The following is a 22,298-nucleotide window of genomic DNA, read 5'->3' as shown; positions in this document are numbered from 1 at the left end:
AATTTCCCACTTAAGTGCGTAACAGCTTAATAAAAAAAAAATGTTGTAATCAAAATTCATAACTTTCCGTATAACGGGCAAGCTTATGAACGGAAAATTCGCCGATAGCGAGCTTCAATTACCGAGTAGATGCCATAGGCAATTAAACCCAAAGGTACTAGACCCAAAATCACTGGACTAAAAGGCTGCTGTGCCAGAATTGCCAACACCTCGCCCAATCCTTTCGTTTGACTGGCATCCGATAGCCTTGCTGCTTGAATTAAGAAAAAACCGATTATAACAAAAACAATTCCACGGGCAGCAATTCCGAATCGACCCAACCGTGTCGCCCAATTTTGCTCGGTTTGGCTCATTTCATCTAGCTTGAAATGGCGGCGAAATTTGGCTTTATATGCTTCATAAAAATAAGAAAATCCTACACCAATAACAATTGAGCCTGCCAATCCTACCAGCCATTGTCCAAACGGTTGTGCTAAAATTTGGGCTGTCAAATCTTGGGTTGTATCGCTATTACCACCGCCCGAACCCATTATCAGTTTTACAGCCGTTAAAGCCAAACCTGCGTAAGCTAAAGCACTTAAGGCGTAGCCAATACGTTTGGCAATTCGCTTGGCATCCAATTTGTCTCCTTGGTGTTCTGGGTCTAGAATTGCCTCAACGATACGCAAAAGGGCATAACCAATAATGCCAATCGTTACCAGAAATAGCAGAAATTTACCGAAAGGTTGGTTAACAATTGCTGATAATGCACCGCTAGTATCGGTTGTCCTGCCGCCCATACTAAAGGCTGCTTGTGCTGCTAGAAAACCGACAATAAAGTAAACTAAGCCTTTTGAAGCATATCCCAATCTTGCCAGTCGCTCAAACCAGGTATGAGAAGCTGCTTGTCGAATTGACTGTTTAATGTTGTCGGTGGGTGAGTTCTGCGGTTTCATATCTTTTATACTTTAGTTGTTAACGGTCGCTGGCATAGCCATATGGTGAGTTCCTTCCCAGTTAACTGAGTTTTTAAACAAATAATTTATGTTATTATCTATTGATTTAATAATTAGCTTGTTTAGAATTTTTTTGCATCAGTCTTGAGTGGGAGTGTCAGCGGTTGATTGATTTATAAATTTCACATTTATTACCCTTGACAAATCTAGCTTGATGGGCTATAAGATAGCTTCGATGATGGAGCAGTCGGCCAGGAGTCTAGTATATCTTTGACTAAAACTTCTTTAACCAAAGTTTTAATAACAATTATAATTGACGGCGCTAAAAATAATCCCAAAAAACCAAATAAAAATCTAAATGCTGTCTAGAGTGCTAATGTGTAATTGGAAAGCAAATATCCCTGCTTTTTCATCAGGATAGGGGTGACAAAATTTCCTGCTGTAATTTGTTTAATTAGGAAATATAGCAACAACACCTCACCTGCTTTCCAATGCGAGTCTAATAAAGGCAGCCCTACTAAAATTACGCTTAAAAATTCGCCGACATAGGGGAGAAAACCGCATATACAGCGTTTTTGAGGAATATAAGGTACAATCGATTGAATATTAAAGGTATTAAGAATTACGATGAAACCGTACTCAGTCGATTTACGAGAAAAAATAGTCAATGCTTACGACAGAGGAGACACTTCGGTTAGAAAAGTAGCAGTTCAATTTGGTGTAGCGAAAAGCTATGTACAAAAGCTCCTCCAACTCAAGAAAACGCAAGGTCATCTAGAACCCAAAAAGCAAGGGAGTGCAATGAAGGGTAAATTAGATGGGTACGGTAGCGAATTAGCTGCAATGGTTCAAAGCCATCCCGACGCAACTCTAGCAGAATACTGCGAGTATTTTGGAGAGCAATATAACGTTTGGGTCTGTGCCAGTGTTATGTGCTGTGCATTACAAAAACAACAACTAACGCGAAAAAAAAAACGTTACGCAGTAGCCAAGCGAAGACAGAGCGAGTCCAAAAGCTGAGAATAGAGTATTGGGAAAAGGTAAAACACATCGACCCACTCGACCTGATATTTCTAGACGAAATGGGTGTTTTACTGGGGTTGACGCGAACTCATGCTAGAAGCAGTCGTGGTAGCAGAGTCTATGACTTTAAGCCCTATTACCGAGGCGCGAAAGTGAGTGTGATTGGAGGAATCAGCTTAAAGAAGGTGTTGGCAGTCATGACGCTAGACGGCTCAATGAATGGGGATGCCTACAAAGTTTTTATCAAACATTTTCTACTTCCACAATTATGGGTAGGTGCAGTCGTTGTCATGGATAATCTACCCGCACATAAAGTTAAAGAAATCCAACCTTTAATTGAATCGGTTGGTGCAACTGTTCTGTATCTGTCTCCCTATTCTCCTGAATTTAATCCCATCGAACATTGGTGGTCACAATTAAAAGCGTTCCTGAAACAATTTTCCCCCGCTACCGCGTCTGGAGTTGATGGTTTGATTAAACTAGCACTTCAATTAATGAATCCCGAACATCTCAAAAATTGGTTTACACATTGCTGCTACTGTACCTCATGAACTCCGAATTTGCTGTAAATGCCACAACTCCGTTGAAACACAGCAGTATCACTTGCCAAAAAAAGCAATAATGGTTGTAATATACAAAGCGTAAATCATTTATGAATTTCTTACTGCCTCCCCGAACTCGCGGGGAAGGTTGGGGTGGGGTAAAAGATTTATGACTATTGCAAGGATTGCTATTGCTGCAATAAAATTCATGCTTTATGCAATGCCTGCCAACCAACCCATTAAACCCTCTTCGCATTTTGAGATAATTTGAGCTGCTCGCTGGCGGTAAAAAGCGGGAAAAAGGCTGATAGTTGCGTGGCGGTATGGCACCGGATTGACCGAAGTATCCTCAAGAATATAATTAATAATCTATGAATAATTAGCCTTAGATAGTGGGAATACAACAACAGATTAATATGCGAATTGGTTCAGATATTAATCGTTTTAATTTGTTGGGTTAAATGGTCAATACTCGGAAGGTGATAAAAAATTTGTCCGGGTAATCTTGCTTGCAACGAATAGCTCCCAACTCGCATATGAATGGTTGGGAATCTGGAATAGCTGCCCTAACTAGCTTATGGATGTTGTAAGAATGGATGCGCCCCAGTGCGGGAGTTGGGAATCAAGCATCTATGGCTAATACTCCGATCGCACTTAACTCAAAGCTTTATCATAAATTTTTCCTCAATCATCTTCCATCAGGTGGATATTTTCTTATGGCATCAGACAGATGGCAAGGTTGGGCTAGTTAGATTAAATAGAGATAGAAGCAAGATTTTGAAATGGTGAACACAGACAATAGACATTTTGCCTAAGTCGATTTTTAAGACTCTAAATTCCCATTGTCGCAAGAAGTTGATTGTTCAGAACCGGGAGGATTTTAGGAAAATCAAATCAACCACAACGGCAGTGCCTGTGTTGAGTTCAACCTTTTATTTACCGGAAATTGCCGAATTCGGTACCCAAACATCCGGCATCCTGTCCTGCCCTTAACTGACTTTTCAGGAAAAATCTAATAGCTAACCACAAGCCGATCCCTTGCGACAGGAAGACAAGCAGAACCTATTTCTTACGTCGTTTGCTTTGATGCTCAATTCAGCAATAAGGTGTATATAATGAATCAACTGAATCAACCAGAATCCTTGTCGCAACCGCTGATCCAAAGCGAATTCGTTGCAACTTTTCGCTTGTTTAGTAGATTTAGCTTCTGGATACAGTTATTCTTTGGTGCTGTTTCCGGCATTGTTTTATTATTTGCTATGTTGGGTCGCAACATGAGCGAACAAACCAATAATGCAGGTATTGGTTTCGGGGTATTTTTAGCAATAGTTGGTCTTTTATTGCTGTGCTTTAGAATTTTTTGGGATTTTCGCTATAGGCTTTTAGGGCGACTTTTGCACGCAGAAAATTCCCAGGTATATCCCAGCAAAGAACATATTACTCACACCTTAAGGATTGGATTAGTTTCTAGTTTGGTGGGGGTATTAATCGCGTTTGTGGCTTCTGAAGAAACAGTTGCTGTAGTTCTAGCGAAAACTCTTAGTCAACCGCAAGCGATGGCAGCTTATGCGCCAGAAAATGTGATTCGTTCCCTAGATATTTTTGTGACGATGGCTAACGTCAATCTGATTGGCGCTCACTTTTTTGGAGCGGTTACTTCTCTTGGGTTACTCAATTGGGTAGAAGAGTAGTTGGCAAAATTAGCGATCGCTAAAGGGAAACACAACTCCTATGCCGTCAGGACTTACAAGCGCTGGCCGATTTAACTAAGGTTTTTGGTTTTGCACTGTCTTGGCAAAAGAGAGCGAAGACAGTGCAGCTACAAGCTAAACAAGTTGGCTATTTTGATGAACATATAATCGAAATGAGTAGCGAGCGCTCCCGCTAATGGTAGTCAGCTTGAGCAAATTTTTTTAAAGGTAATTTATTTATTTTCTTGAGAGAGCTTTCATATACCTTTATATTGATAGATATATTTTTAATGGGCACAAAAGAAACTAAGGCTCATATTCCGAAAGATGAGCTATAGGTGGCATTCAACTTCCTAAATAACCCTGTGAGCGGGTTGCTGAACAAAGCCATGTTATACAGTTTCTCTATTAGGAAATGTAGTTAGCAGATTAGGCGAAAAACTCGGTTTCTGGCGCCCATCCGTAAGTCTTATATATAATGAATTTTTAGGCGGCATAAAAAATTTTCCTCTGAGGTAGGGCTGATGTTTCCAGTGTGGTTGCAGGCAGGATTTTGGGGTTTAGTGGGGGGTTCGGCGCTGCTACTGGGAGCGGCGGTGGGTTACTTTGTCAGCATTCCTCAGCGCGCGATCGCGACAATTATGGCTTTTGGCGCCGGCGTGCTAATTTCAGCGCTATCCTTTGAACTGATGGATGAAGCTTACAAGCGCGGCGGTTTCGACTCGACGGCGATCGGCTTTTTGGGTGGCGCTGCTGTCTACACAGCCGCCAATTGGTTTTTGAGTCAACAGGGAGCAAAACACCGCAAGCGATCGGGCGCTTTGCACCCAGCTAAAACAGAGTCAGGCGATGGCGGATTAGCCATCGCCCTCGGCGCGCTGTTAGACGGGATACCGGAGTCGATCGTCATTGGTGTCAGCATGATTTCTGGAGGCGCTGTCAGTTCGGTGACAGTAGCGGCAATTTTCCTCTCCAACATTCCCGAAGGACTCTCTAGCGCCGCGGGCATGAAAAAAGCAGGGAGATCGATCGGTTACATTTTTGGAGTTTGGGGCGCGATCGCACTTATTTCCGGTATCGCAGCATTATTAGGATATACCCTTTTTAGCCACTTTTCTGCGGAAGTAATAGCCGCTACTACCGCCGTAGCAGCAGGGGGTATTTTAGCCATGATCTCAGATACTATGATTCCCGAAGCATTCGAGGAAACTCACGATTTTGCTGGACTAATTACTGTCTGCGGTTTTTTAGCTGCTTTTGTACTCAGTAAGTTAGCAGAAAGATAATTGATAATTAGCAATCGCTAATCACTAATGTAGAATTGCTCATTGCTGAGAGTTATAGTATTTTTGATATAGACACAGATGAATTGGATATGTTGCCAAGCGGTATCGAACCACAAAAAAGCTTATAATTCACCTTAAAGGTCGCAGCCGGTCAAGAGGTGTTGGAAAATTTATGTGCGTCAACTTAGGGCAGATCCTGCACGAAAGCTACAAAATTACCGCTTTGTTGGGACAGGGAGGGTTTGCTAAAACCTATACGGCTGCACAAATAAACCAACCAAATCATCCTCTGTGCGTTGTTAAGGAACTTCCTTTTCCCTCATCGAATGATCGCCACGTCTTGGACATGGCAAGAAAGCGATTTGAAAGGGAAGCTAGCGCTTTGCGTCGTCTAGGGAAGGACTCGCGCATTCCCGAATTATTCGATCGCTTTGAAGAAAACAACCATTTTTATTTAGTTCAAGAATACGTTCAAGGACATCCGCTCAGTCAAGAACTCGCTGCGGGCGATCGGGGGAATGAGAAAAAAACCGTTGCTTTGTTGCGGGAAGTTCTAGAAATATTAAAATGTGTCCACCAAGAAAATATAATTCACCGCGATATTACACCGGCTAACTTAATTCGGCGCGAAACAGATAAAAAAATTGTTCTAATTGATTTTGGGGCGGTCAAAGAAATCAGCACTTTTACCTCTAACTCTACAGGTGAAATATTCACATCGCAGGCGATCGGCACCAGCGGTTATATGCCGGCAGAACAATACAATCCGCGCTCTCTCCCGCAACCCTACAACGACATTTACGCTCTCGGAATTATCGCCATCCAAGCTCTCACCGGGCAACGTCCCACCAATCTGCCGCAAGACCCCGAAACTGGGGAAATTGTCTGGGATTACTCGACGCCCGATCGTCCTGCGGTACAAGTTAGCGACAAGCTCAAAAATATTTTAACCAAGATGGTGCGTTTCCACTTTCAAGACCGCTACCAATCTGTGGATGAAGTTTTGCAAGACTTGGATTTGTCGATCGTCGCAGGGCCCGATTTACCCAAAACTTCGCGGAAGTTGCGATCGGGCTTTCGCTGGCTGCTGTTAGCTGTTGCGGGAATCACGGCTTTTGGGGCGATCGTATTTTTAATCCCCAGAATTTCCCCGCAACCAACGTTGCCTACACCCTCCGCCGATGGTGTAAGTTCCGGCGAAAAACTCTTAGTGCAAACCTCCGCCCTGTGGTCAAAACAAAGGGGAATCAATGAGTTTGCCGACTCAAATTATCCCGAAGCCTTAAAATTGCTCAAACAGTCCTGGCGGGAAGACCGCAGAGATCCAGAAACTTTAATTTACATCAACAATGCTTTGCTGAAGGCAATAAATGCAGAATATTACACGATCGCAATTGTTGTTCCTATCCGCCGCAATCAGGACGGCAGCATTCTCAACGCAAATTTAGCCGAAGAACTGCTGCGCGGTATTGCTCAAGCTCAAACCGAAGTTAATTTAAGTCTCATCAAACCCAATGACAGCAGCAATAAAGATTTTCCCGGTCAAGGATTTCTCGAACCAAAAGCTATTAGAAACAAAGGTCTCAAAGTCATCATTGCTGATGACGGAAATATCAAATCTTACGCCGTTCAAAGGGCTAATTCACTGGTCGCTCAGCCTGATATTCTAGCAGTTATCGGACACTACACCAGCGACATGACTGTGGAAACAGTAGATATTTACAATCAAAATCAACTAATCGCCATTTCTCCGGGAAGCACCACAGAAGAACTAACGCGAAAACCTCGAAAATTTTTCTTTCGGACGGCTCCGACAACTAGCCTAGAAGCTGAAGCTTTAGTAAATCAACTGCTCTTGGTCGGTGAGAAAAAAGCCGCAGTATTTTACAATCCCAACAGTCCGTTTAGCGCTTCTTTGTGGGAAGAATTCAAAAAGCAATTTGAAGCCAAAGGAGGCTCGACTTTTAGGCTAAGTAATTATTACGACTTATCTAAAAATAATTTTAACGCCGAAGCAGCCATTCAAAAAGTTGAGAATACCGGAAAAACAGCCTTACTTGTCATTCCCGACGGTCAAGTCACTAATTCCCTGGAAAATGCGATCGAAATGATAAAAGCTAACGGCGATCGCAATTGGATTGTCGGGCCCTGGACTCTGTATGAGCCGAGAACGTTAGAGGTAGCAAAACAGTTAAAGTCTATTGAAAAACTGGGAATATCCCTGTTTTGGCATCCGCTAGCAAGCTTTGACAAAAAGTTTCCTGTCAACGCGCAAAAATTGTGGGGAGGCCCGGTAAATACTCGATCGGCCTTAACCTACGATGCCGCCCGGACGCTGATTAAAGCCCTAGAAATGCAGCCAGAACCCAGCCGTGAAGGAATGCAAAAAACCTTAGCCGATCCAAACTTTAAAGCCGAGGGAGCCACGGGTATAATTGAGTTTGACTCAAAGACTGGAAATCGGAAAAATCCTCCCAAACGAGTAGCGCATATTGTACCCTGTTCTACAGCAATATATGGCGTTACCTTTGTGCCGATCGAATTTCCCACAGCCGCAGCCGCAGGTTTAAAGTGCGATTGAATTGATATCTTGTAGGATTGTCAACAAACCTGTAGAGGGCGGGCAGGATGCCACCCCACAAGAAAATTTACTCTTGGTGGAATAGGCCGGAAAGCCTGTTGTTAAGAATGATGCAATATGTGGGAGTAATTGATATCTTGCGGCCTTGTCAACAAACCTGTAGAGGGGAGTTTTACCAAATATAATTGCCTAAAATCAATAATCTCATCAACCCGCCCCCACCCGCAGATAAAATGCTGGATAGAGAATTGTGCAAGATGTGCGAGGGAATTGATATCTTGTGCCGAACGCAACAATCCGACAGATGTTTCAATCCTACAGCCGACTATTGCCACAGGTGCAACATATCAATTTATTAGATATATTAAACAAGGTTAGTTTTTTCTATAATAACGCTTATGGCTGTCAATCTCGCTTCCCCAACAAGTTCTAGTCTCAAACCAGAAGCCCAAAATATCTCAGCACTCAAACAAGTCTTTCAGACAATTGATGCCGATAGCTGTCCGGGTTCCTATAATTTTCATATGCACACAGTCTACTCCGACGGGCGATTGCAGCCAGAGAAATTGATGGAACAAGCCATAGCCGGAGGTCTCAAAGGCTTAGCTATCACCGACCACCACAGCACCGAAGGCTACGTTAAAGCTCAAATTTGGCTGGATAATTGGAAATTAAACCATCCCGACAAAAATAGCGAAGCACCTAGTCTCTGGACAGGGGCTGAAATTAATGCCGAATTGCTCAACAATGAGGTACACATTCTCAGTTACGCCTTCGATCCGCAACATCCCAGTCTCAAACCATACCTACGAGGTAAAAGCACTGAAGGCACTTATTGTTATTCAGCAGCCAGGGTAATTGAAGCTATTCATGAAGCAGGAGGTTTAGCAGTTCTCGCGCATCCTTGCCGGTATAGATCGACTGCAGATAAACTAATCCCAGAAGCAGCCCGTTTCGGCATTGACGGTGTAGAAATTTACTATGCTTACGGTAATCCCAATCCTTGGAAACCCAGTCCCATACAAACTGCTTTAGTCAAAGATTTAGCAGAAACTTATGGTTTGCTGGGAACTTGTGGCACCGACTCTCACGGCTTGAGTCTTCTAGTCCGAATCTAGATAGTTCGGAAATAAGAAGTGCTTTATCCTGTCATTACCAGTCTAAGCGTTAGCGGATATATTTCTGATGAAAGCAATCACAATGAGCCGAAAACAAACAGTTTATCAGGTCATATTATGTCCGCTAAAATGACTACTATAAAATTGTTTGGTAGTGAGGACTTCAGTCCTCCTAAAAGTCTGTAAACTGAAGTTTTCACTACTTTCCTTATAACGGCTATTTGACGGGAGGTGATATCATTTCAATCACCACGATGAGCTTTCGCCTTCCAAAAGAAAGCAATTGCCAAACCAGGTAATATGGTTGCAACTGCGAGAGACATTGCGCCCTAAAAACCAGTGGCTCTTCTAGCGTTCTGGGAACAACTGACAGGCCCGGTTAGTTGGCTGATTTGCCCAATCCAAGCGAGAATTCCCAAATCGATCCATCCAACTTTCCAAATAAGCCCGATTAGCCTTCTTTTCCTCTGGATCGCAGGTATTCATTGGATGAGGTGCTAAACCCAAAATAGTCGCCGTCGTCACGCAAAACATCGACTTTTGAAAACTCTGGCAAATTTGCACCCGCAGATCATCTTCACCACGACAGTTAGTGCGATAAACTTCGTGCAAATACTCCGGCAAATAATGCCGCATATCTTGCATTAATTGAGTTGGCGGAATCCCTGCACCTCCAATCGGTAAAGGGTCAGCAAACAAAGCACCGTAAGCAAATTCTCTTTGTTCTTCCGGGATTTGATGAGCTTGAGCATTGTATGAAACTGTGCCAAAAAACGCAGTGCCCCGAAAGAAAACAGCTTCTACATAAGGCACCGCTACATCTGGTAAAAATGTCAAATTAGCGGTGGCTGGCAGTATATCGTAGACTTGAGGGCCAATCTTGACGCTGTAGGTAATCGGTAGGCTGGCCGCGGCGACTAAACCGGCTTTGACAAAATCAACTACATCAGAAATAGACTTAGTTTCGCCGCGATCGTAGGAATCAGATAAGTCCATAAACAAATCGCTCATTACCCGCCAAAACTGACCGAGACCTGTGTAGTAAGCCAGCATCCGCACTTGTTCCGGCAAAAAATCAGGAAATGCTTTGTGTACTCCCTGCATGAAAAAATTGCCTTTCAATTTAGCCGCGATCGCCTTTTCGACTAAACTGCTAAATTCCGGGGAATCCAAATAACTGTCCAAACCCCCGCCGCCGTGCCAAAGCATTGTTCTCATGCAATACTCAGCATATTCAAAATTAATCCTGTCGTGCCATAAATAGCGCATTAATTTGGGCACGGTCACATCTCCGTTGAAATATTTAAAAAACGGGAAAAGCACTAAAAACTGTTCTTCTGCAATATAATTGAGATTCCGAGAATAGGCATCTAAAACAATACCATAACTTTTCAGCACGCCGACAACTTCAACTACATTTTCCGTAGACTCAGGCAGTAAAGCTTTTCCTGATTCTAATAGGTCAATGTATGCGGCTAGGGGATGGGAAGAGGGTTTTAATACGGTACTTTTCATTTTTATTTAACCTTAATTGAAGGAAGGCACGACACGGATTTGAACACGGATACACTGATGAATGGAATAGGTAGGGACAGGGCAGTGCCGTGTCCCTACAGCCGTCTGCTGTATTTCATGGGATTGAAAACTGCCATAGGACTAAAGTCCGATGTTACGAACCTATGGAATATTTTATTTCAAGTTTTGAGCAATCACTTTAACTTGGGGCGGCACATTAGCTACCATTCCGATCGCAGTTTTTTCGCTCAAAGCAACTAAAACTCCCGGCTGCACTCCCATGATGGCGATAATTATTGCTAAAATCAGCGAAGGGATGCGATCGCGCCAGCGGACTTGCGGCAAATTTACCACCACATCCGAAAGGCGGCCGAAAAAGGCGCGGTTGACCATAATTAAAAAGTAAACTGAAGTTAAACCAGTGCCGATCATGCAGAGCAAAGTTTGCACGGGAAAAACTGGCAAACTGCCCCGAAATATCAAAAATTCCGCAATAAATCCAGCCAAACCCGGAATGCCGGCACTTGCCATCACACCGAGGATCATTAAACTGCCAATCATCGGTAAACCGCGATCGGGATTGAATAAACCTTTGAGCACATCGATGTTGCGGGTGCCGGATTTTTTGTAAACAACGCCGACACTCAAAAATAGCAGCCCCGAAATTAAACCGTGGCTAACCATTTGCAAAACAGTTCCCAACATACTAATCGGAGTAGCTGCGGCGCTAGCTAACAAAATGTAGCCCATGTGAGCGATCGAACTGTAAGCTACAATTTTCTTCATATCTTTTTGGGCGATCGCGCAACTCGCCCCGTAAAGCACGCTTACCACAGCCCAACTCGCCAACCAAGGTGCCGCCACCGCCCACGCATCGGGAAACAAACCCAAACCAAAGCGCAGCATCCCATAAGTTCCCAGCTTCAAAAGGACCCCCGCCAGCAGCACCGAAACCGGCGTCGAAGCTTCTACGTGAGCATCCGGCAGCCAAGTATGAAAAGGCACCAAAGGCATCTTAATTCCAAAAGCCAGCAACACCCCTGCCAGCAAAATAATTTGCCTTACCAAAGGCAAGGGCAATCCTCCTTGCAAATGCGATGCGCCCGCTGCACCAACCATATCGAAACTAGAAGCACCGCTAAGCCAACCAGTCCCCAAGAAAGCAGCCAGTAGCACAATTCCCGAAAATGCAGTATAGATTAAAAACTTAGTAGCAGCATAACCCCGGCGCTCACCTCCCCAAATCGCAATTAACAGGTAAAGCGGAATCAATTCTACCTCAAAAAACAGGAAAAATAGCAGCAAATTTTGAGATAAAAAAGCCCCTGTTACGCCGCCGCTAATTAACAGAATCAAAGAATAATAAAGTCGAGGTCTGCGGATCGACTCATCCGTAGCGTAAATAGCTACCCCTGTCAGCAGAGTATTTAAAATTACCAAAGGCAGAGCCAAACCATCAACACCGAGATTGTAATTCAATCCCAAAACATTTATCCAAGGAATAAATTCCGAAAACTGCAACTGACTGGTACTGGCATCAAACTGAACCGCTACAATCACCGAGAGAATAAAAGTTATACCCGCAATGGCGATCGCGACATTCCGAACTATTTTAGAACTCACTGAACCGGGCCAGAACCCAATCAGGGCAGCAGCCAACATTGGTATCCAGATTAAAGCACTGAGCATCAATTAAAACGTTCCTTTATTAGAGAGCTTTTAGAACTATATTTAACATTAACGCATAGCAACTACATATAGAAGCGATCGGCTAATTTTCTTGTTAACATAGATTCAAATGTCTCTGGAATCCTCCTATGACCTCAAGTCTTACAGATCGAGAAGATTTGCAAATTAAATCCGGTTCTCCTTCCACCCGCCTCACCGTTGCCGACTTGGAAGAACTGCAAGGTATACTCGGCGAAGCACATCTAGACTACCAACTCGAACTGGTAGACGGAAAGATTATCGTTATGGGCCCATCAGACATTGTATCGAGCGAAATTGGAGCAGAGTTTGGCAGACTTTTGCTTAACTAGGTCAAACCTCGCAAACTCGGACGAGTGTTTGACTCCAGCGGCGGGTTTATTCTCCCCAATTCAAATGTTACAGCCCCGGATGTTTCGTTTGTGACAGCCGATCGCCTGAAACAAAGTAAAAGGTATTTTGCCGAACTTGTTCCCGACTTAGTGGTAGAAATCAAATCTCAGTCCGATCGCCTCAAACCCCTCCGAGAAAAAATTTTATCATTCATCGAACTCGGATCCAAAGTAGGAATATTAATCGACCCAGACAAGCGCACAATAACAATTTACACTCCGACAGCGGAGCCAGTGGTATTGAGAGACGGCGACATGATTTCAATTCCCAAACTTTTGCCCGGTTGGGAAGTTCCAGTGACCGAATTATGGCCGATAGATTTTGAATAAAACTAGATAAAAAAGCAGACAAACCCAGACTAATATCATCTGCGTTTATCTGCGTTCATCCGCCCTCATCTGCGGTTAAAAATTAAATAACATCAGACCAAAAGCAGACAAACCCCGAAAAATTCATCTGCCAACCTCTACGGTTTAAAACTGCCAAATAATCAACGCCAGCAACACCGCAACCCCCCCCGCAATAGTCAACACATAAAACTGCGACTGACCAGTGCCGGTGTACTTTAACCCTTCACCGCTGAAAATTGTGGCAAAACCGAACAAATTCACCGCCCCATCCACCACATACCTATCAGTCCAAGCGCTGATTTTAGAAATCAAAGCCACAGCCCAAACGACAGTCAAGCGGTAAACTCGATCGATATAAAAGTCGTAAGCAAACAAATCCTGCAACGCCGGCACCGGCAGCCGTACCGGTCGAGGTAAAACCCCGTACCAATAAATCGCCACCCCAACCGCAACGCCCATCAACCCAGATAACATTAATAGCGGAATATCCAGAGTCTTCAACAGCAAATTTAAAGTATCAAAATCCCCTGTTAGCGACCAAGGACCAGTCCAACTAATTAACAGTTGCCACTGCTGTAACATCCAAGGCACCAATAGCCCCATCACCGTCAAAATTACCATCGGCAAAGCCATCGGCCAACCAACTTCTGGAGCTCTGCGAGTTTTCGGCTGCGGTTTTCCCACAAACACTAAACCGAATATGCGAGTTAAATTTAGCGCTGTCAAACCGTTAACTAAAAGCAGCACAATTACCAGCCACAAAGGCACAGTCCAAAAACCGTTGAGCCAGCGTCGCATCGCCCAAAAGTTGCCCAGAGGCAACAGCGCTACCATCCCCGCAGCGCCTACTAAATAAGCCGTAGTCGTGGCAGGCATCTTCGACCACAACCCACCCATTTCTGTTAAATCTTGAGTGTTAGTTGTAGTAATAATTGACCCTACGCTCATGAATAATAGACCTTTGGCGATCGAGTGGGCGAAGAGCAACAGCAAAGCAATGTCAACTTGATTTAGCCCCACAGCGATAAACACCAAGCCCATAGAAGCGCTGGTAGAATGCGATAGTGCTCTTTTGATGTCGATTTGGGCGATCGCTACCAAGGAAGCGCCAACCGCCGTCACCGCACCCAAAACCACCAGCACCGCATCTGCGATCGGCGAAAGCGCTAAAACAGGCTGAAGTTTAATCAAAACATAAGCTCCAGCGCCCACAACTACCGTATTCCGCATAATCGAAGCCGGGTTGGGCCCTTCCATCGCCTCGTCGAGCCACAAATGGAAGGGAAATTGAGCGCACTTTGCCGTAGGTGCGGAGATTAAAGCCAAACCTAAAAGAGTCGCTACTACAGGAGACAAAGTTGCAGTTTCAGCCCATGTTTCCAAATCTGAAAAATTCAAACTTCCCGCTAAAGTTGAAAGCGTCACTACTCCCATCAGCAGTGGCACGTCTCCTACACGCTTGGTTAAAAACGCATCTCTAGCGGCTGTTACTACCAGCGGTTGAGCGTACCAAAACCCGACTAGCAAGTAAGTTGAAAGCGTCAGCACTTCCAACAAAGCGTAAGTTAGAAGCAGCGAGTCGCTAATGGCAATGCCGCTAATTGCCGCTTCAAAAAAACCCATCAGCCCAAAAAATCGAGCTAGGGCCCAGTCTTTTTCCATGTAGCCTAGAGCGTAAATTTGTGCTAGCAAACTCAGAACACTAACTAACTCCATTGCTCCGACACTGACCGTGGAGATTTCTATTGCAAAAGACAAATCTAAATCTGCTGCTTGCACCCAGTGCACTAGCAACTGTTGGGGTGGTTGATCCCAAGTCGCTGTAAAAATAACTGACCCGTGCAGGAAAGCCAACACAGTCATCAGCAAATTGAAGTAAGCTGCAGGTCTCGGGCCTGTTCTGCGAACGGTTCCCGTAGACCACGGCAAAGTTAAAATTGCGCCTATTAAGCCATATAAAGGTACCCACCAACAGGCTTGGAGGAGAAATTGAGTCATTTAATTTATCCCTTAAACTTCAAATTACGGGCTGCCTTTATACAAAAACAGTCGCGGGCGATCGCGTGATACCCTAAAACTTTGACTAAACCCGATCGTATAGTTCTGGCAAAATAATTTGCACCCAAGATTCACTATACATTAAAGCATCAAAACTGAGAATTCTCTCAACACAAAATTACTTGCTGAGTAGAAGACGCACTCAAAGAAAAAAATGCCTGCTGATGGGCAAAGACTGCCTTTTTTGGCAATTTCCCCGCGATCCCCCTTTTGGAATCCCCAAGTTTCCCGGCAGCGATCGGCTCCGGCTTCACATACCGAACTCTACTTTATCTGAGTATTATTACTTACTTTAATCTCCCTCGCCGTCGGGAGCTACCCCTCTATATATTAAGATTATTAAATAAATATTAAATTATTTTAAATAACATAAAAAAATTTAATTTTTGTTATTAAACATTATGATGTTAGTTTATATTGTCAAGGTGGACAGCTTCCCCTATTCTTATAGGATAGGAAGCTTTACACTGCATTACTAAGAAATGTGGGCCTCCCCGTCCAAATTTTTAGATTTCTCAAAGATTTGTAACGGTAATTTCGCTCATCCTCAAAGGAGATTCAAAAATGTCAATTGCCGTGGGAATGATTGAGACAAAAGGTTTTCCCGCTGTTGTGGAAGCTGCCGATGCTATGGTCAAAGCTGCCCGCGTTACCCTCGTGGGCTATGAAAAAATCGGCAGCGCCCGCGTCACCGTAATTGTGCGCGGCAACGTGTCGGAAGTCCAAGCCTCAGTCGCAGCAGGAGTGGAATCCGTCAAGCGGGTGAACGGCGGAGAAGTTGTCTCTACCCACATCATCGCTCGCCCCCACGAAAACCTAGAATATGTTCTGCCGATTCGATATACAGAAGCAGTAGAACAGTTCCGAGGCTACTAAGTTCTTAGCGCACAAAAATTTCTTTTAACGAAAATTTGTGCAACCGTCAAAAATTAACTGTTTAGTCCGCCAAATATTCAATTAGGAGTAAAACCAATGGCAATTGCAGTTGGCATGATCGAAACCTTAGGCTTTCCCGCAGTGGTAGAAGCCGCTGACGCGATGGTCAAAGCAGCCCGCGTCACCTTGGTAGGCTACGAAAAAATCGGTAGCGCTCGGGTTACGGTCATTGTAAGAGGAGATGTCTCGGAAGTGCAAGCTTCTGTCGCAGCCGGAGTAGAGTCAGTGAAGCGTGTTAATGGCGGACAAGTGATGTCCACCCACATTATCGCCCGCCCTCATGAAAACTTAGAATACGTGTTGCCCATTCGCTATACCGAAGCTGTAGAACAGTTCCGTGAAGGCGTCAGCGGTATTCGCCCTCTCAACAGATCATAAGATAGGCGATTCCCTACGGGATAGCTTCGCTTCACGGCTGTTAGGGGCGTTTGGTAATTAAAAATTAAAAATCGCGATGTTTTTGATTTAGCATTTTTAATTTTTAATTGAGGTGGGCATGGGATATTGGTTATTAGTCATGAGTCATTAGTTACTAGACGAAGCTCTAAAAGACGGACACCGGACATCGGACAGAGCTAATAAAAAAAAAACAAGTGACCCTGTAAAAATGACAATTACCAATTACCTATTACCTATTACCTAAAATGCAAATGGCCAAAGTTCTCGGCACAGTTGTCAGTACCCAAAAAGAGCCGACGCTGAGAGGATCGAAATTTCTCCTGCTGCAATTCATCGATGAGGAAGGTTCGCCAGTTCCCGGCTATGAGGTAGCCGCTGACTGTGTGGGCGCTGGTATAGATGAATGGGTTTTAGTAACCCGAGGCAGCGCAGCCCGGATCGCGCCCGGAAGTGAAAACCGTCCGATCGATGCTCTAGTAGTAGGCATTATAGATACTGTCAATGTAGAAAACCGCCTCATTTACAGTAAAAAAGACGACCCGTACCGCTAGTTGCAACCGTTAGCAGTTAGCAGTTAGTGGAAAAATAACTAACAACTAACACCTAACAACTAACAACTAACAACTAACAAAAAATTTTCAGCTTAGGAGAACTTAATTTATGGCAGTCCGCAATGTTGCGGCTCCCCCGACGCCTTGGTCGAAAAACTTGGCTGAGCCTAAAATTCACGACACCGCCTTCGTACATTCCTTTTCTAACATTATTGGGGATGTGCACATCGGTTCTAATGTGATGATTGCCCCCGGGACATCTATCCGCGCCGATGAAGGCACTCCTTTTTATATCGGAGAAGGAAGCAACATTCAAGACGGAGTAGTGATTCACGGCCTAGAAAAAGGCCGAGTCACAGGAGACGACAACAAGTCCTATTCTGTGTGGGTGGGGAAAAATACTTCTCTCACCCACATGAGTTTAATTCACGGTCCTGCCTACGTCGGCGACGAGTGCTTTATCGGCTTTCGCTCTACGGTGTTCAATGCCAGAGTGGGCAACGGCTGCATTGTGATGATGCACGTACTAATTAAAGATGTGGAGATTCCCCCCGGTAAGTACGTACCTTCGGGAGCCATCATCACTAATCAGAAGCAAGCCGATCGCTTGCCTGACGTTCAAGATTCTGACGTTCAATTTGCAACCCATGTCATCGGCATCAATGACGCTCTGAGAACGGGTTATCGCTGCGCTGAGAACATCGCCTGTCTAGCACCAATTCGCAACGAGAAAAGTGAAAACCCAAATATGACTCAAACCAAATATTCTACCCCTGCCGGCACCCAATTGAGTTCCACTCTTGCCGATAGCATCCGCAATTTACTAGCCCAAGGATACAGCGTGGGAGCCGAACACGCCGACGCACGCCGCTTCCGTACCGGTTCTTGGCGTACTTGCGGCCCGATTTCCTCAACCCGCGACTCAGAAGTGATCGCGGCTTTGTCAGCTTGCATGGCTGAACACCAAGGAGAATACGTCCGCTTGATCGGGATTGACACCAAAGCCAAGCGCCGCGTACTAGAAGAAATCGTCCAAAGACCGGGAGACAATGGCTCTAACGGTTCTAACGGTGCGAAAACTCACCAATCTAACGGTAAAGTTGCACAACAAGCTTCATACCACAATAGCGGTTCCGTGTCGAATGGCAAATTGAGTGCCGAAACAGTGGCTCAGGTTCGCAGCTTGCTAGCTCAAGGCTACAAAGTGGGTACCGAACACGCCGACGCACGCCGCTTCCGCACCAGTTCTTGGCAAAGCGGAGCTTCGCTGCAAGTCAGAAACGAATCTGAGGCGATCGCCGCTTTGGAATCTGTGATGAATCAGTACCCGGGCGAGTACGTGCGCTTGATCGGGATTGACCCGAAAGCTAAGCGACGCATAGTTGAAGAAATTATTCAGCGTCCCGACGGCCCAGTTGCTCAATCGACTAAGCCGGCAGCAACCTCGGGATACAAAGCAGCTTCGACTGGTTCGGCGAGCAGCGGAAGTTTGACCGGCAAGACGATCGACCAAATCCGCAACCTGCTTTCCCAAGGCTACAGAATTGGCACGGAACACGCCGACGCGCGCCGTTTCCGCACCGGTTCTTGGAGCAGTTGCGCGCCGATCTCCTCTAACCGCGAATCTGAAGTGATTTCTGCCCTCGAAAGCTGTCTCCAAGAACACAGCGGCGAGTACGTCCGTTTGCTTGGCATCGACTCCAAGGCCAAGCGCCGGGTGCTCGAGGAAATTATCCAACGACCTTAATTTGCCTGGTAATTAGCTTGTTTCTCCCGTTAAGCCCTCGCACAGGTGTCCACGGGAGAAATCCAAGCGGATTGAAGTTGGATTTGAGATAGTTAAAAAGCTCGATTGAGAAGGGTTGGTCAAAATCTAGAATCGTCTGGAACTTTCTAGAAAACGTTAAATCATCAAGCTTCTCAGTATTAGTAAATAATCGTTTCTTCGATAGACATGGTTAAATTTATTAGTCGAAAAAACCCATAATTTAAAGTCCTTTGATCTAAAAAAAAAGCTCCTTTCATGGTGAAGTTGAATGTATTTATCGCCACTGCAATTAAGTAGCAACTCTCAGATTTTGATGAGTGGCGATGTAGTTGTGAATGAGGGTGCGGCGATCGCCCCTGGAGCAATCCTACAAGCAGATCCGGGCAGCCGGATCTCGATCGCCGCCGGTGCCTGTATCGGTATGGGAGTTATCCTTCACGCCCGTGAAGGTACTCTGGAAATCGCGGCGGGCGTTATTCTGGGTGCAGGGGTGCTGGTGGTAGGTGCGGGAACGATCGGGGAAAATGCCTGTATTGGGGCCGGGACGACCCTAATCAATCCTTGTATCGAAAAAATGCAAATTATGCCAGCAGGTTCTCTAATGGGAGATACCAGCCGCCAAGCCGCCGCAGAAGAAGCAACCGCAACAGCGCCAACAGCAGCGCCAACATCACCCGAAACCCCCGAAGCCACTACGCCACCAGTCGATGGACCGATGGAGCCGATGGAGCCGCCACAACCCGCCCAAACACCGCCTCAAACTGCGCCAGAGACTGCCCCAGAGCCCCCGGAATCCACCGCCCCAGAGCCTCCCCAACCAGGGGAAACGCCAACTATTCTGTACGGTCAAGCTCACATCAATCGGCTGTTGGGGACGCTGTTTCCGCACCGACAAGCTTTTAATCGATCGGAGGAAAACGGCCAAACTCTATCGGGCGGTTCCGGGTAGCCGTCATTTCCGCAAAAGGCAGCTATGCTGAAGGCAGATAGATCAAATATAAATAGGTAATCTCATATTATTGGTAGCTCAGCAATTTGTAAGGCCTTGCCGCAGCAATCTGTGTCTTGTAGCTCGTGCAGTCTGTCTTCTCATCTGAGAAACTATAAACTATCAACAAATTTTTATTTTGGGAAGTTTCTAAGGGTAATAGAAGATGGACGGACAAACGGATCGTAACAGTCACGAAGAACGATCGCAGCGCCAGGAATACTTCAAAGACACTGCTTTGGGTTTGGTATCCACCAAGAGTTTTCCGGCAATTGTGGGGACTGCTGACATGATGCTGAAGTCGGCAGGAGTGATTTTAGTAGGATACGAAAAAATTGGTTCCGGTCACTGTACGGCGATCGTCCGGGGCAGAATTTCGGATGTGCGTTTGGCTGTGGAAGCTGGAGCTCAAACAGCCGAACAGTTCGGGCAGTTTGTTTCTAAGTTGGTGATTCCTAGACCTTTGGCTAATTTGGAAGTGGTTTTGCCCATCGGCTTTCGGCTGACTGAACTTTCCGAAAGTGGCAATTATTCTCGCCTTAGCAGTCAGGCGATCGGTTTGCTCGAAACCCGGGGATTTCCGGCAATGGTCGGTGCTTGCGATGCTATGCTCAAATCCGCAGACGTACACTTGGCAGCTTACGAGAAAATTGGCGCCGGTTTGTGCACGGCAATTATTCGCGGTGCAGTTGCAGATGTAGCAGTAGCCGTAGAGGCCGGGATGTACGAAGCTGAGCGAATTGGCGAGTTGAACGCGGTGATGGTAATTCCGAGGCCTTTGGAAGATTTGGAACAAACTTTACCGCTGGCGAGTTGCTGGATCGAGCAGCGTAAACCTGTGATGATGCCCGTGTCGGTTAAGGAAAAGGAACAAGAATTGATCGAACTTCCAGATTTGGAGAAATTGACTGTTTATGTGGAAGAGGAAATCAATCGGTAATTGGTAATTAGGCAACAAAAGTTTGTAGAGACGTACTGCCGCAAATACTGAGACCCAGTTTGTCAAAAAAATATAGAGTTTACTCAGTAGGACTGCTGGCAACAATTTATACTGAGTAGCGGTATCAAACTTAATTTGGCGATCGAGCCGATCGCCGCCGCATCAAGAGACACAGAGCACCAAGTAAAACTAGACTTTTGAGATCAAGTCGATCGGGTAAACAATCGAACTGACTAATAAGTCAATCCAGCCGACGTGCAGAGCCTTTCAACAGGATTTAACTACTGTTAAAATAAACCAAAAATCCTGTCTAGGGTAGATTGCCGGGAATCATTTAAGAGTTAATCTGACTGCGTGTGGATGCTCTTTCAACAGATTAACGGCTGTCGAACTCAAAACTGACTGCACAGGAATCACCCCCCAGCATCAAGCAATCCTGAAAGTTGACCTATGAACCTCAAACAATTTTACAAGCGTGGTTTGCACAGCGCTAAGAAAGGAAACTATGAAGCGGCACTTGAGGACTTCGATGAGATACTGCAAGTCAATCCCGCCGATGCCAAAGCCTACAACAATCGCGGCTTGGTTTACTATTACATGAAAGACTACCAAAAAGCGATCGCCGACCTCAGCAAAGCCCTAGATATCAATCCTAATTTCTTCGAGGCTTACTTGAATCGAGGCAATGCTTGGCGTCATCTCGGAGAACACGAAAAAGCCATTGAAGATCTCAACTGCGCTTTAGCAAATAAGCCTAACAGCCACGCTATCTACAACAACCGAGGACTTGTACTTGCTAATTTAGGAAATTACGAAGAAGCAATAGAAGACTACGATCGAGCTATATCTATCAATTCCCACAATTATAAAACCTATTACAACCGGGGGCGCGCTTACTACCTTTTGGGAGAAAAAGAGGCAGCAACGGAAAATTTTAACGAAACGCTGCGGTTGAATCCTAAATATATCAAAGCTTACATAAATCGAGGTCTCTGTTACCACCAATTAGGAGACAATACGCAGGCGATCGCCGATTACAACACTGCACTCGGCATCGATCCACAAAATGTTTATGCCTATTATAACAGAGGTTGCGTTCGCTATAAATTAAGACAAATGCAGCTTGCAATTGAAGACTTTGATAAAGCAGTGGAACTCGATCCGAACTATGTTAAAGCTTATCTCAACCGGGGTTTAGCGCTGTATAAACTTGGAGATATTACGGCAGCAAATAAGGATTTCTACCATGTAATGTGCATTAATGCTGAAGCTTATTTATATTACCAAGCACAGAGGTGTACGCCTGATATTAATTCGTACTTCAAGGAAGCGCCACAGGTAGAACTTAATAATGCTGCGGAATACTACAACACAACATTAAATACGATGTCAACTTCCTTAAGTTCAGCAGCATTAAACGCGGTATGGAATCAAGAAGATTTGGAGAACAGAGACTCGATTATCTGTGAAGGTGAATTTATTAATGATTGATTTAGTCAGGAATCAAGGCTCTTCGG

General features: G+C 45.0%; 17 protein-coding genes and 1 pseudogene. 14 read left to right on the top strand and 4 right to left on the bottom strand.

Annotation, left to right across the window (positions count from 1 at the left end; all coding sequences use genetic code 11):
* Positions 1 to 83: 83 nt before the first annotated feature.
* A complete protein-coding gene (locus QUA27_RS10945) occupies positions 84 to 935 on the bottom strand; it encodes a DUF1206 domain-containing protein (RefSeq protein WP_333067972.1) in 852 nt (283 codons plus the stop codon).
* A gap of 627 nt (positions 936 to 1,562) precedes the next feature.
* Here QUA27_RS10945 and QUA27_RS10940 point away from each other — a divergent pair.
* From QUA27_RS10940 to QUA27_RS10915, 6 genes are all read left to right on the top strand, one after another.
* Positions 1,563 to 1,955 (top strand): helix-turn-helix domain-containing protein, encoded by a 393-nt coding sequence (locus QUA27_RS10940; RefSeq protein WP_333067971.1) that lies wholly within the window; start codon positions 1,563 to 1,565, stop codon positions 1,953 to 1,955.
* Positions 1,868 to 2,509 (top strand): IS630 family transposase, encoded by a 642-nt coding sequence (locus QUA27_RS10935; protein WP_333067970.1) that lies wholly within the window; start codon positions 1,868 to 1,870, stop codon positions 2,507 to 2,509. The genes QUA27_RS10940 and QUA27_RS10935 overlap by 88 nt, the downstream gene beginning before the upstream one ends.
* Before the next feature lie 1,106 nt (positions 2,510 to 3,615).
* On the top strand, positions 3,616 to 4,191 hold the full coding sequence (locus QUA27_RS10930) for a DUF3611 family protein (RefSeq protein ID WP_333067969.1): 576 nt from the start codon (positions 3,616 to 3,618) through the stop codon (positions 4,189 to 4,191).
* 524 nt (positions 4,192 to 4,715) lie between these two features.
* The gene (locus QUA27_RS10925) at positions 4,716 to 5,477 is read left to right on the top strand and encodes a ZIP family metal transporter (RefSeq protein WP_333067968.1); all 762 of its coding nucleotides are present in this window, start codon (positions 4,716 to 4,718) and stop codon (positions 5,475 to 5,477) included.
* Between the two features lie 172 nt (positions 5,478 to 5,649).
* Complete coding sequence (locus QUA27_RS10920) at positions 5,650 to 8,058, top strand: bifunctional serine/threonine-protein kinase/ABC transporter substrate-binding protein (RefSeq protein ID WP_333067967.1); 2,409 nt, start codon at positions 5,650 to 5,652, stop codon at positions 8,056 to 8,058.
* Between the two features lie 398 nt (positions 8,059 to 8,456).
* Positions 8,457 to 9,176 (top strand): PHP domain-containing protein, encoded by a 720-nt coding sequence (locus QUA27_RS10915; protein ID WP_333067965.1) that lies wholly within the window; start codon positions 8,457 to 8,459, stop codon positions 9,174 to 9,176.
* A gap of 348 nt (positions 9,177 to 9,524) precedes the next feature.
* On the opposite strand, the gene QUA27_RS10910 is transcribed toward QUA27_RS10915, so the two are convergent.
* Both QUA27_RS10910 and QUA27_RS10905 read right to left on the bottom strand, forming a co-directional pair.
* Complete coding sequence (locus QUA27_RS10910; RefSeq protein WP_333067964.1) at positions 9,525 to 10,691, bottom strand: CO2 hydration protein CupB; 1,167 nt, start codon at positions 10,689 to 10,691, stop codon at positions 9,525 to 9,527.
* A 174-nt stretch (positions 10,692 to 10,865) separates the two neighbouring features.
* The gene (locus tag QUA27_RS10905) at positions 10,866 to 12,380 is read right to left on the bottom strand and encodes an NADH-quinone oxidoreductase subunit M (RefSeq protein WP_333067963.1); all 1,515 of its coding nucleotides are present in this window, start codon (positions 12,378 to 12,380) and stop codon (positions 10,866 to 10,868) included.
* Between the two features lie 128 nt (positions 12,381 to 12,508).
* Here QUA27_RS10905 and QUA27_RS10900 point away from each other — a divergent pair.
* Positions 12,509 to 13,120, top strand: a pseudogene (locus QUA27_RS10900) (Uma2 family endonuclease).
* Positions 13,121 to 13,264: 144 nt separating this feature from the next.
* Here QUA27_RS10900 and QUA27_RS10895 read toward each other — a convergent pair.
* Positions 13,265 to 15,139: an NAD(P)H-quinone oxidoreductase subunit F gene (locus QUA27_RS10895; protein WP_333067962.1), complete on the bottom strand. Its 1,875-nt coding sequence runs from the start codon at positions 15,137 to 15,139 to the stop codon at positions 13,265 to 13,267.
* A 624-nt stretch (positions 15,140 to 15,763) separates the two neighbouring features.
* On the opposite strand from QUA27_RS10895, the gene QUA27_RS10890 reads away from it, so the two are divergent.
* From QUA27_RS10890 to QUA27_RS10860, 7 genes are all read left to right on the top strand, one after another.
* Complete coding sequence (locus QUA27_RS10890) at positions 15,764 to 16,075, top strand: carbon dioxide-concentrating mechanism protein CcmK (protein ID WP_006635059.1); 312 nt, start codon at positions 15,764 to 15,766, stop codon at positions 16,073 to 16,075.
* 96 nt (positions 16,076 to 16,171) lie between these two features.
* Entirely contained in the window at positions 16,172 to 16,513 is a 342-nt protein-coding gene (locus tag QUA27_RS10885) for a carbon dioxide-concentrating mechanism protein CcmK (protein ID WP_006635058.1), read from the top strand.
* Between the two features lie 266 nt (positions 16,514 to 16,779).
* Positions 16,780 to 17,085: a beta-carboxysome shell vertex protein CcmL gene (gene ccmL / locus QUA27_RS10880; protein ID WP_172186882.1), complete on the top strand. Its 306-nt coding sequence runs from the start codon at positions 16,780 to 16,782 to the stop codon at positions 17,083 to 17,085.
* A 109-nt stretch (positions 17,086 to 17,194) separates the two neighbouring features.
* Positions 17,195 to 18,832, top strand: a complete 1,638-nt coding sequence (gene ccmM, locus QUA27_RS10875) for a beta-carboxysome scaffolding protein CcmM (RefSeq protein ID WP_333067961.1) — start codon at positions 17,195 to 17,197, stop codon at positions 18,830 to 18,832.
* A gap of 289 nt (positions 18,833 to 19,121) precedes the next feature.
* Entirely contained in the window at positions 19,122 to 19,802 is a 681-nt protein-coding gene (gene ccmN / locus QUA27_RS10870) for a beta-carboxysome scaffolding protein CcmN (RefSeq protein WP_333067960.1), read from the top strand.
* Between the two features lie 205 nt (positions 19,803 to 20,007).
* Positions 20,008 to 20,781 carry a beta-carboxysome assembly protein CcmO gene (ccmO, locus tag QUA27_RS10865; protein WP_333067959.1) on the top strand — a complete coding sequence of 258 codons (774 nt, stop codon included), beginning with the start codon at positions 20,008 to 20,010 and terminating at the stop codon, positions 20,779 to 20,781.
* 450 nt (positions 20,782 to 21,231) lie between these two features.
* Positions 21,232 to 22,272, top strand: coding sequence for a tetratricopeptide repeat protein (locus QUA27_RS10860; protein WP_333067958.1), 1,041 nt, complete (start codon positions 21,232 to 21,234; stop codon positions 22,270 to 22,272).
* Positions 22,273 to 22,298: the final 26 nt, after the last annotated feature.

Source organism: Microcoleus harperi Pol14_C6, assembly GCF_036701295.1.
GTDB lineage: Bacteria > Cyanobacteriota > Cyanobacteriia > Cyanobacteriales > Microcoleaceae > Microcoleus.
The sequence above is the reverse complement of the archived record's forward strand: the minus strand, read 5'-3'. Positions and strand labels throughout refer to the sequence as shown.

Excerpts from the sequence above, each read along its gene's own strand:
- QUA27_RS10885 (WP_006635058.1), top strand. The coding sequence starts at position 16,172 with ATGGCAATTGCAGTTGGCATGATCGAAACCTTAGGCTTTCCCGCAGTG.
- QUA27_RS10910 (WP_333067964.1), bottom strand. The coding sequence starts at position 10,691 with ATGAAAAGTACCGTATTAAAACCCTCTTCCCATCCCCTAGCCGCATAC.
- QUA27_RS10915 (WP_333067965.1), top strand. The coding sequence starts at position 8,457 with ATGGCTGTCAATCTCGCTTCCCCAACAAGTTCTAGTCTCAAACCAGAA.
- ccmM (WP_333067961.1), top strand. The coding sequence starts at position 17,195 with ATGGCAGTCCGCAATGTTGCGGCTCCCCCGACGCCTTGGTCGAAAAAC.
- QUA27_RS10920 (WP_333067967.1), top strand. The coding sequence starts at position 5,650 with ATGTGCGTCAACTTAGGGCAGATCCTGCACGAAAGCTACAAAATTACC.
- QUA27_RS10940 (WP_333067971.1), top strand. The coding sequence starts at position 1,563 with ATGAAACCGTACTCAGTCGATTTACGAGAAAAAATAGTCAATGCTTAC.
- QUA27_RS10860 (WP_333067958.1), top strand. The coding sequence starts at position 21,232 with ATGAACCTCAAACAATTTTACAAGCGTGGTTTGCACAGCGCTAAGAAA.
- QUA27_RS10905 (WP_333067963.1), bottom strand. The coding sequence starts at position 12,380 with ATGCTCAGTGCTTTAATCTGGATACCAATGTTGGCTGCTGCCCTGATT.
- QUA27_RS10895 (WP_333067962.1), bottom strand. The coding sequence starts at position 15,139 with ATGACTCAATTTCTCCTCCAAGCCTGTTGGTGGGTACCTTTATATGGC.
- QUA27_RS10890 (WP_006635059.1), top strand. The coding sequence starts at position 15,764 with ATGTCAATTGCCGTGGGAATGATTGAGACAAAAGGTTTTCCCGCTGTT.
- QUA27_RS10930 (WP_333067969.1), top strand. The coding sequence starts at position 3,616 with ATGAATCAACTGAATCAACCAGAATCCTTGTCGCAACCGCTGATCCAA.
- QUA27_RS10945 (WP_333067972.1), bottom strand. The coding sequence starts at position 935 with ATGAAACCGCAGAACTCACCCACCGACAACATTAAACAGTCAATTCGA.
- ccmN (WP_333067960.1), top strand. The coding sequence starts at position 19,122 with ATGTATTTATCGCCACTGCAATTAAGTAGCAACTCTCAGATTTTGATG.
- QUA27_RS10925 (WP_333067968.1), top strand. The coding sequence starts at position 4,716 with ATGTTTCCAGTGTGGTTGCAGGCAGGATTTTGGGGTTTAGTGGGGGGT.
- ccmO (WP_333067959.1), top strand. The coding sequence starts at position 20,008 with ATGGACGGACAAACGGATCGTAACAGTCACGAAGAACGATCGCAGCGC.
- ccmL (WP_172186882.1), top strand. The coding sequence starts at position 16,780 with ATGCAAATGGCCAAAGTTCTCGGCACAGTTGTCAGTACCCAAAAAGAG.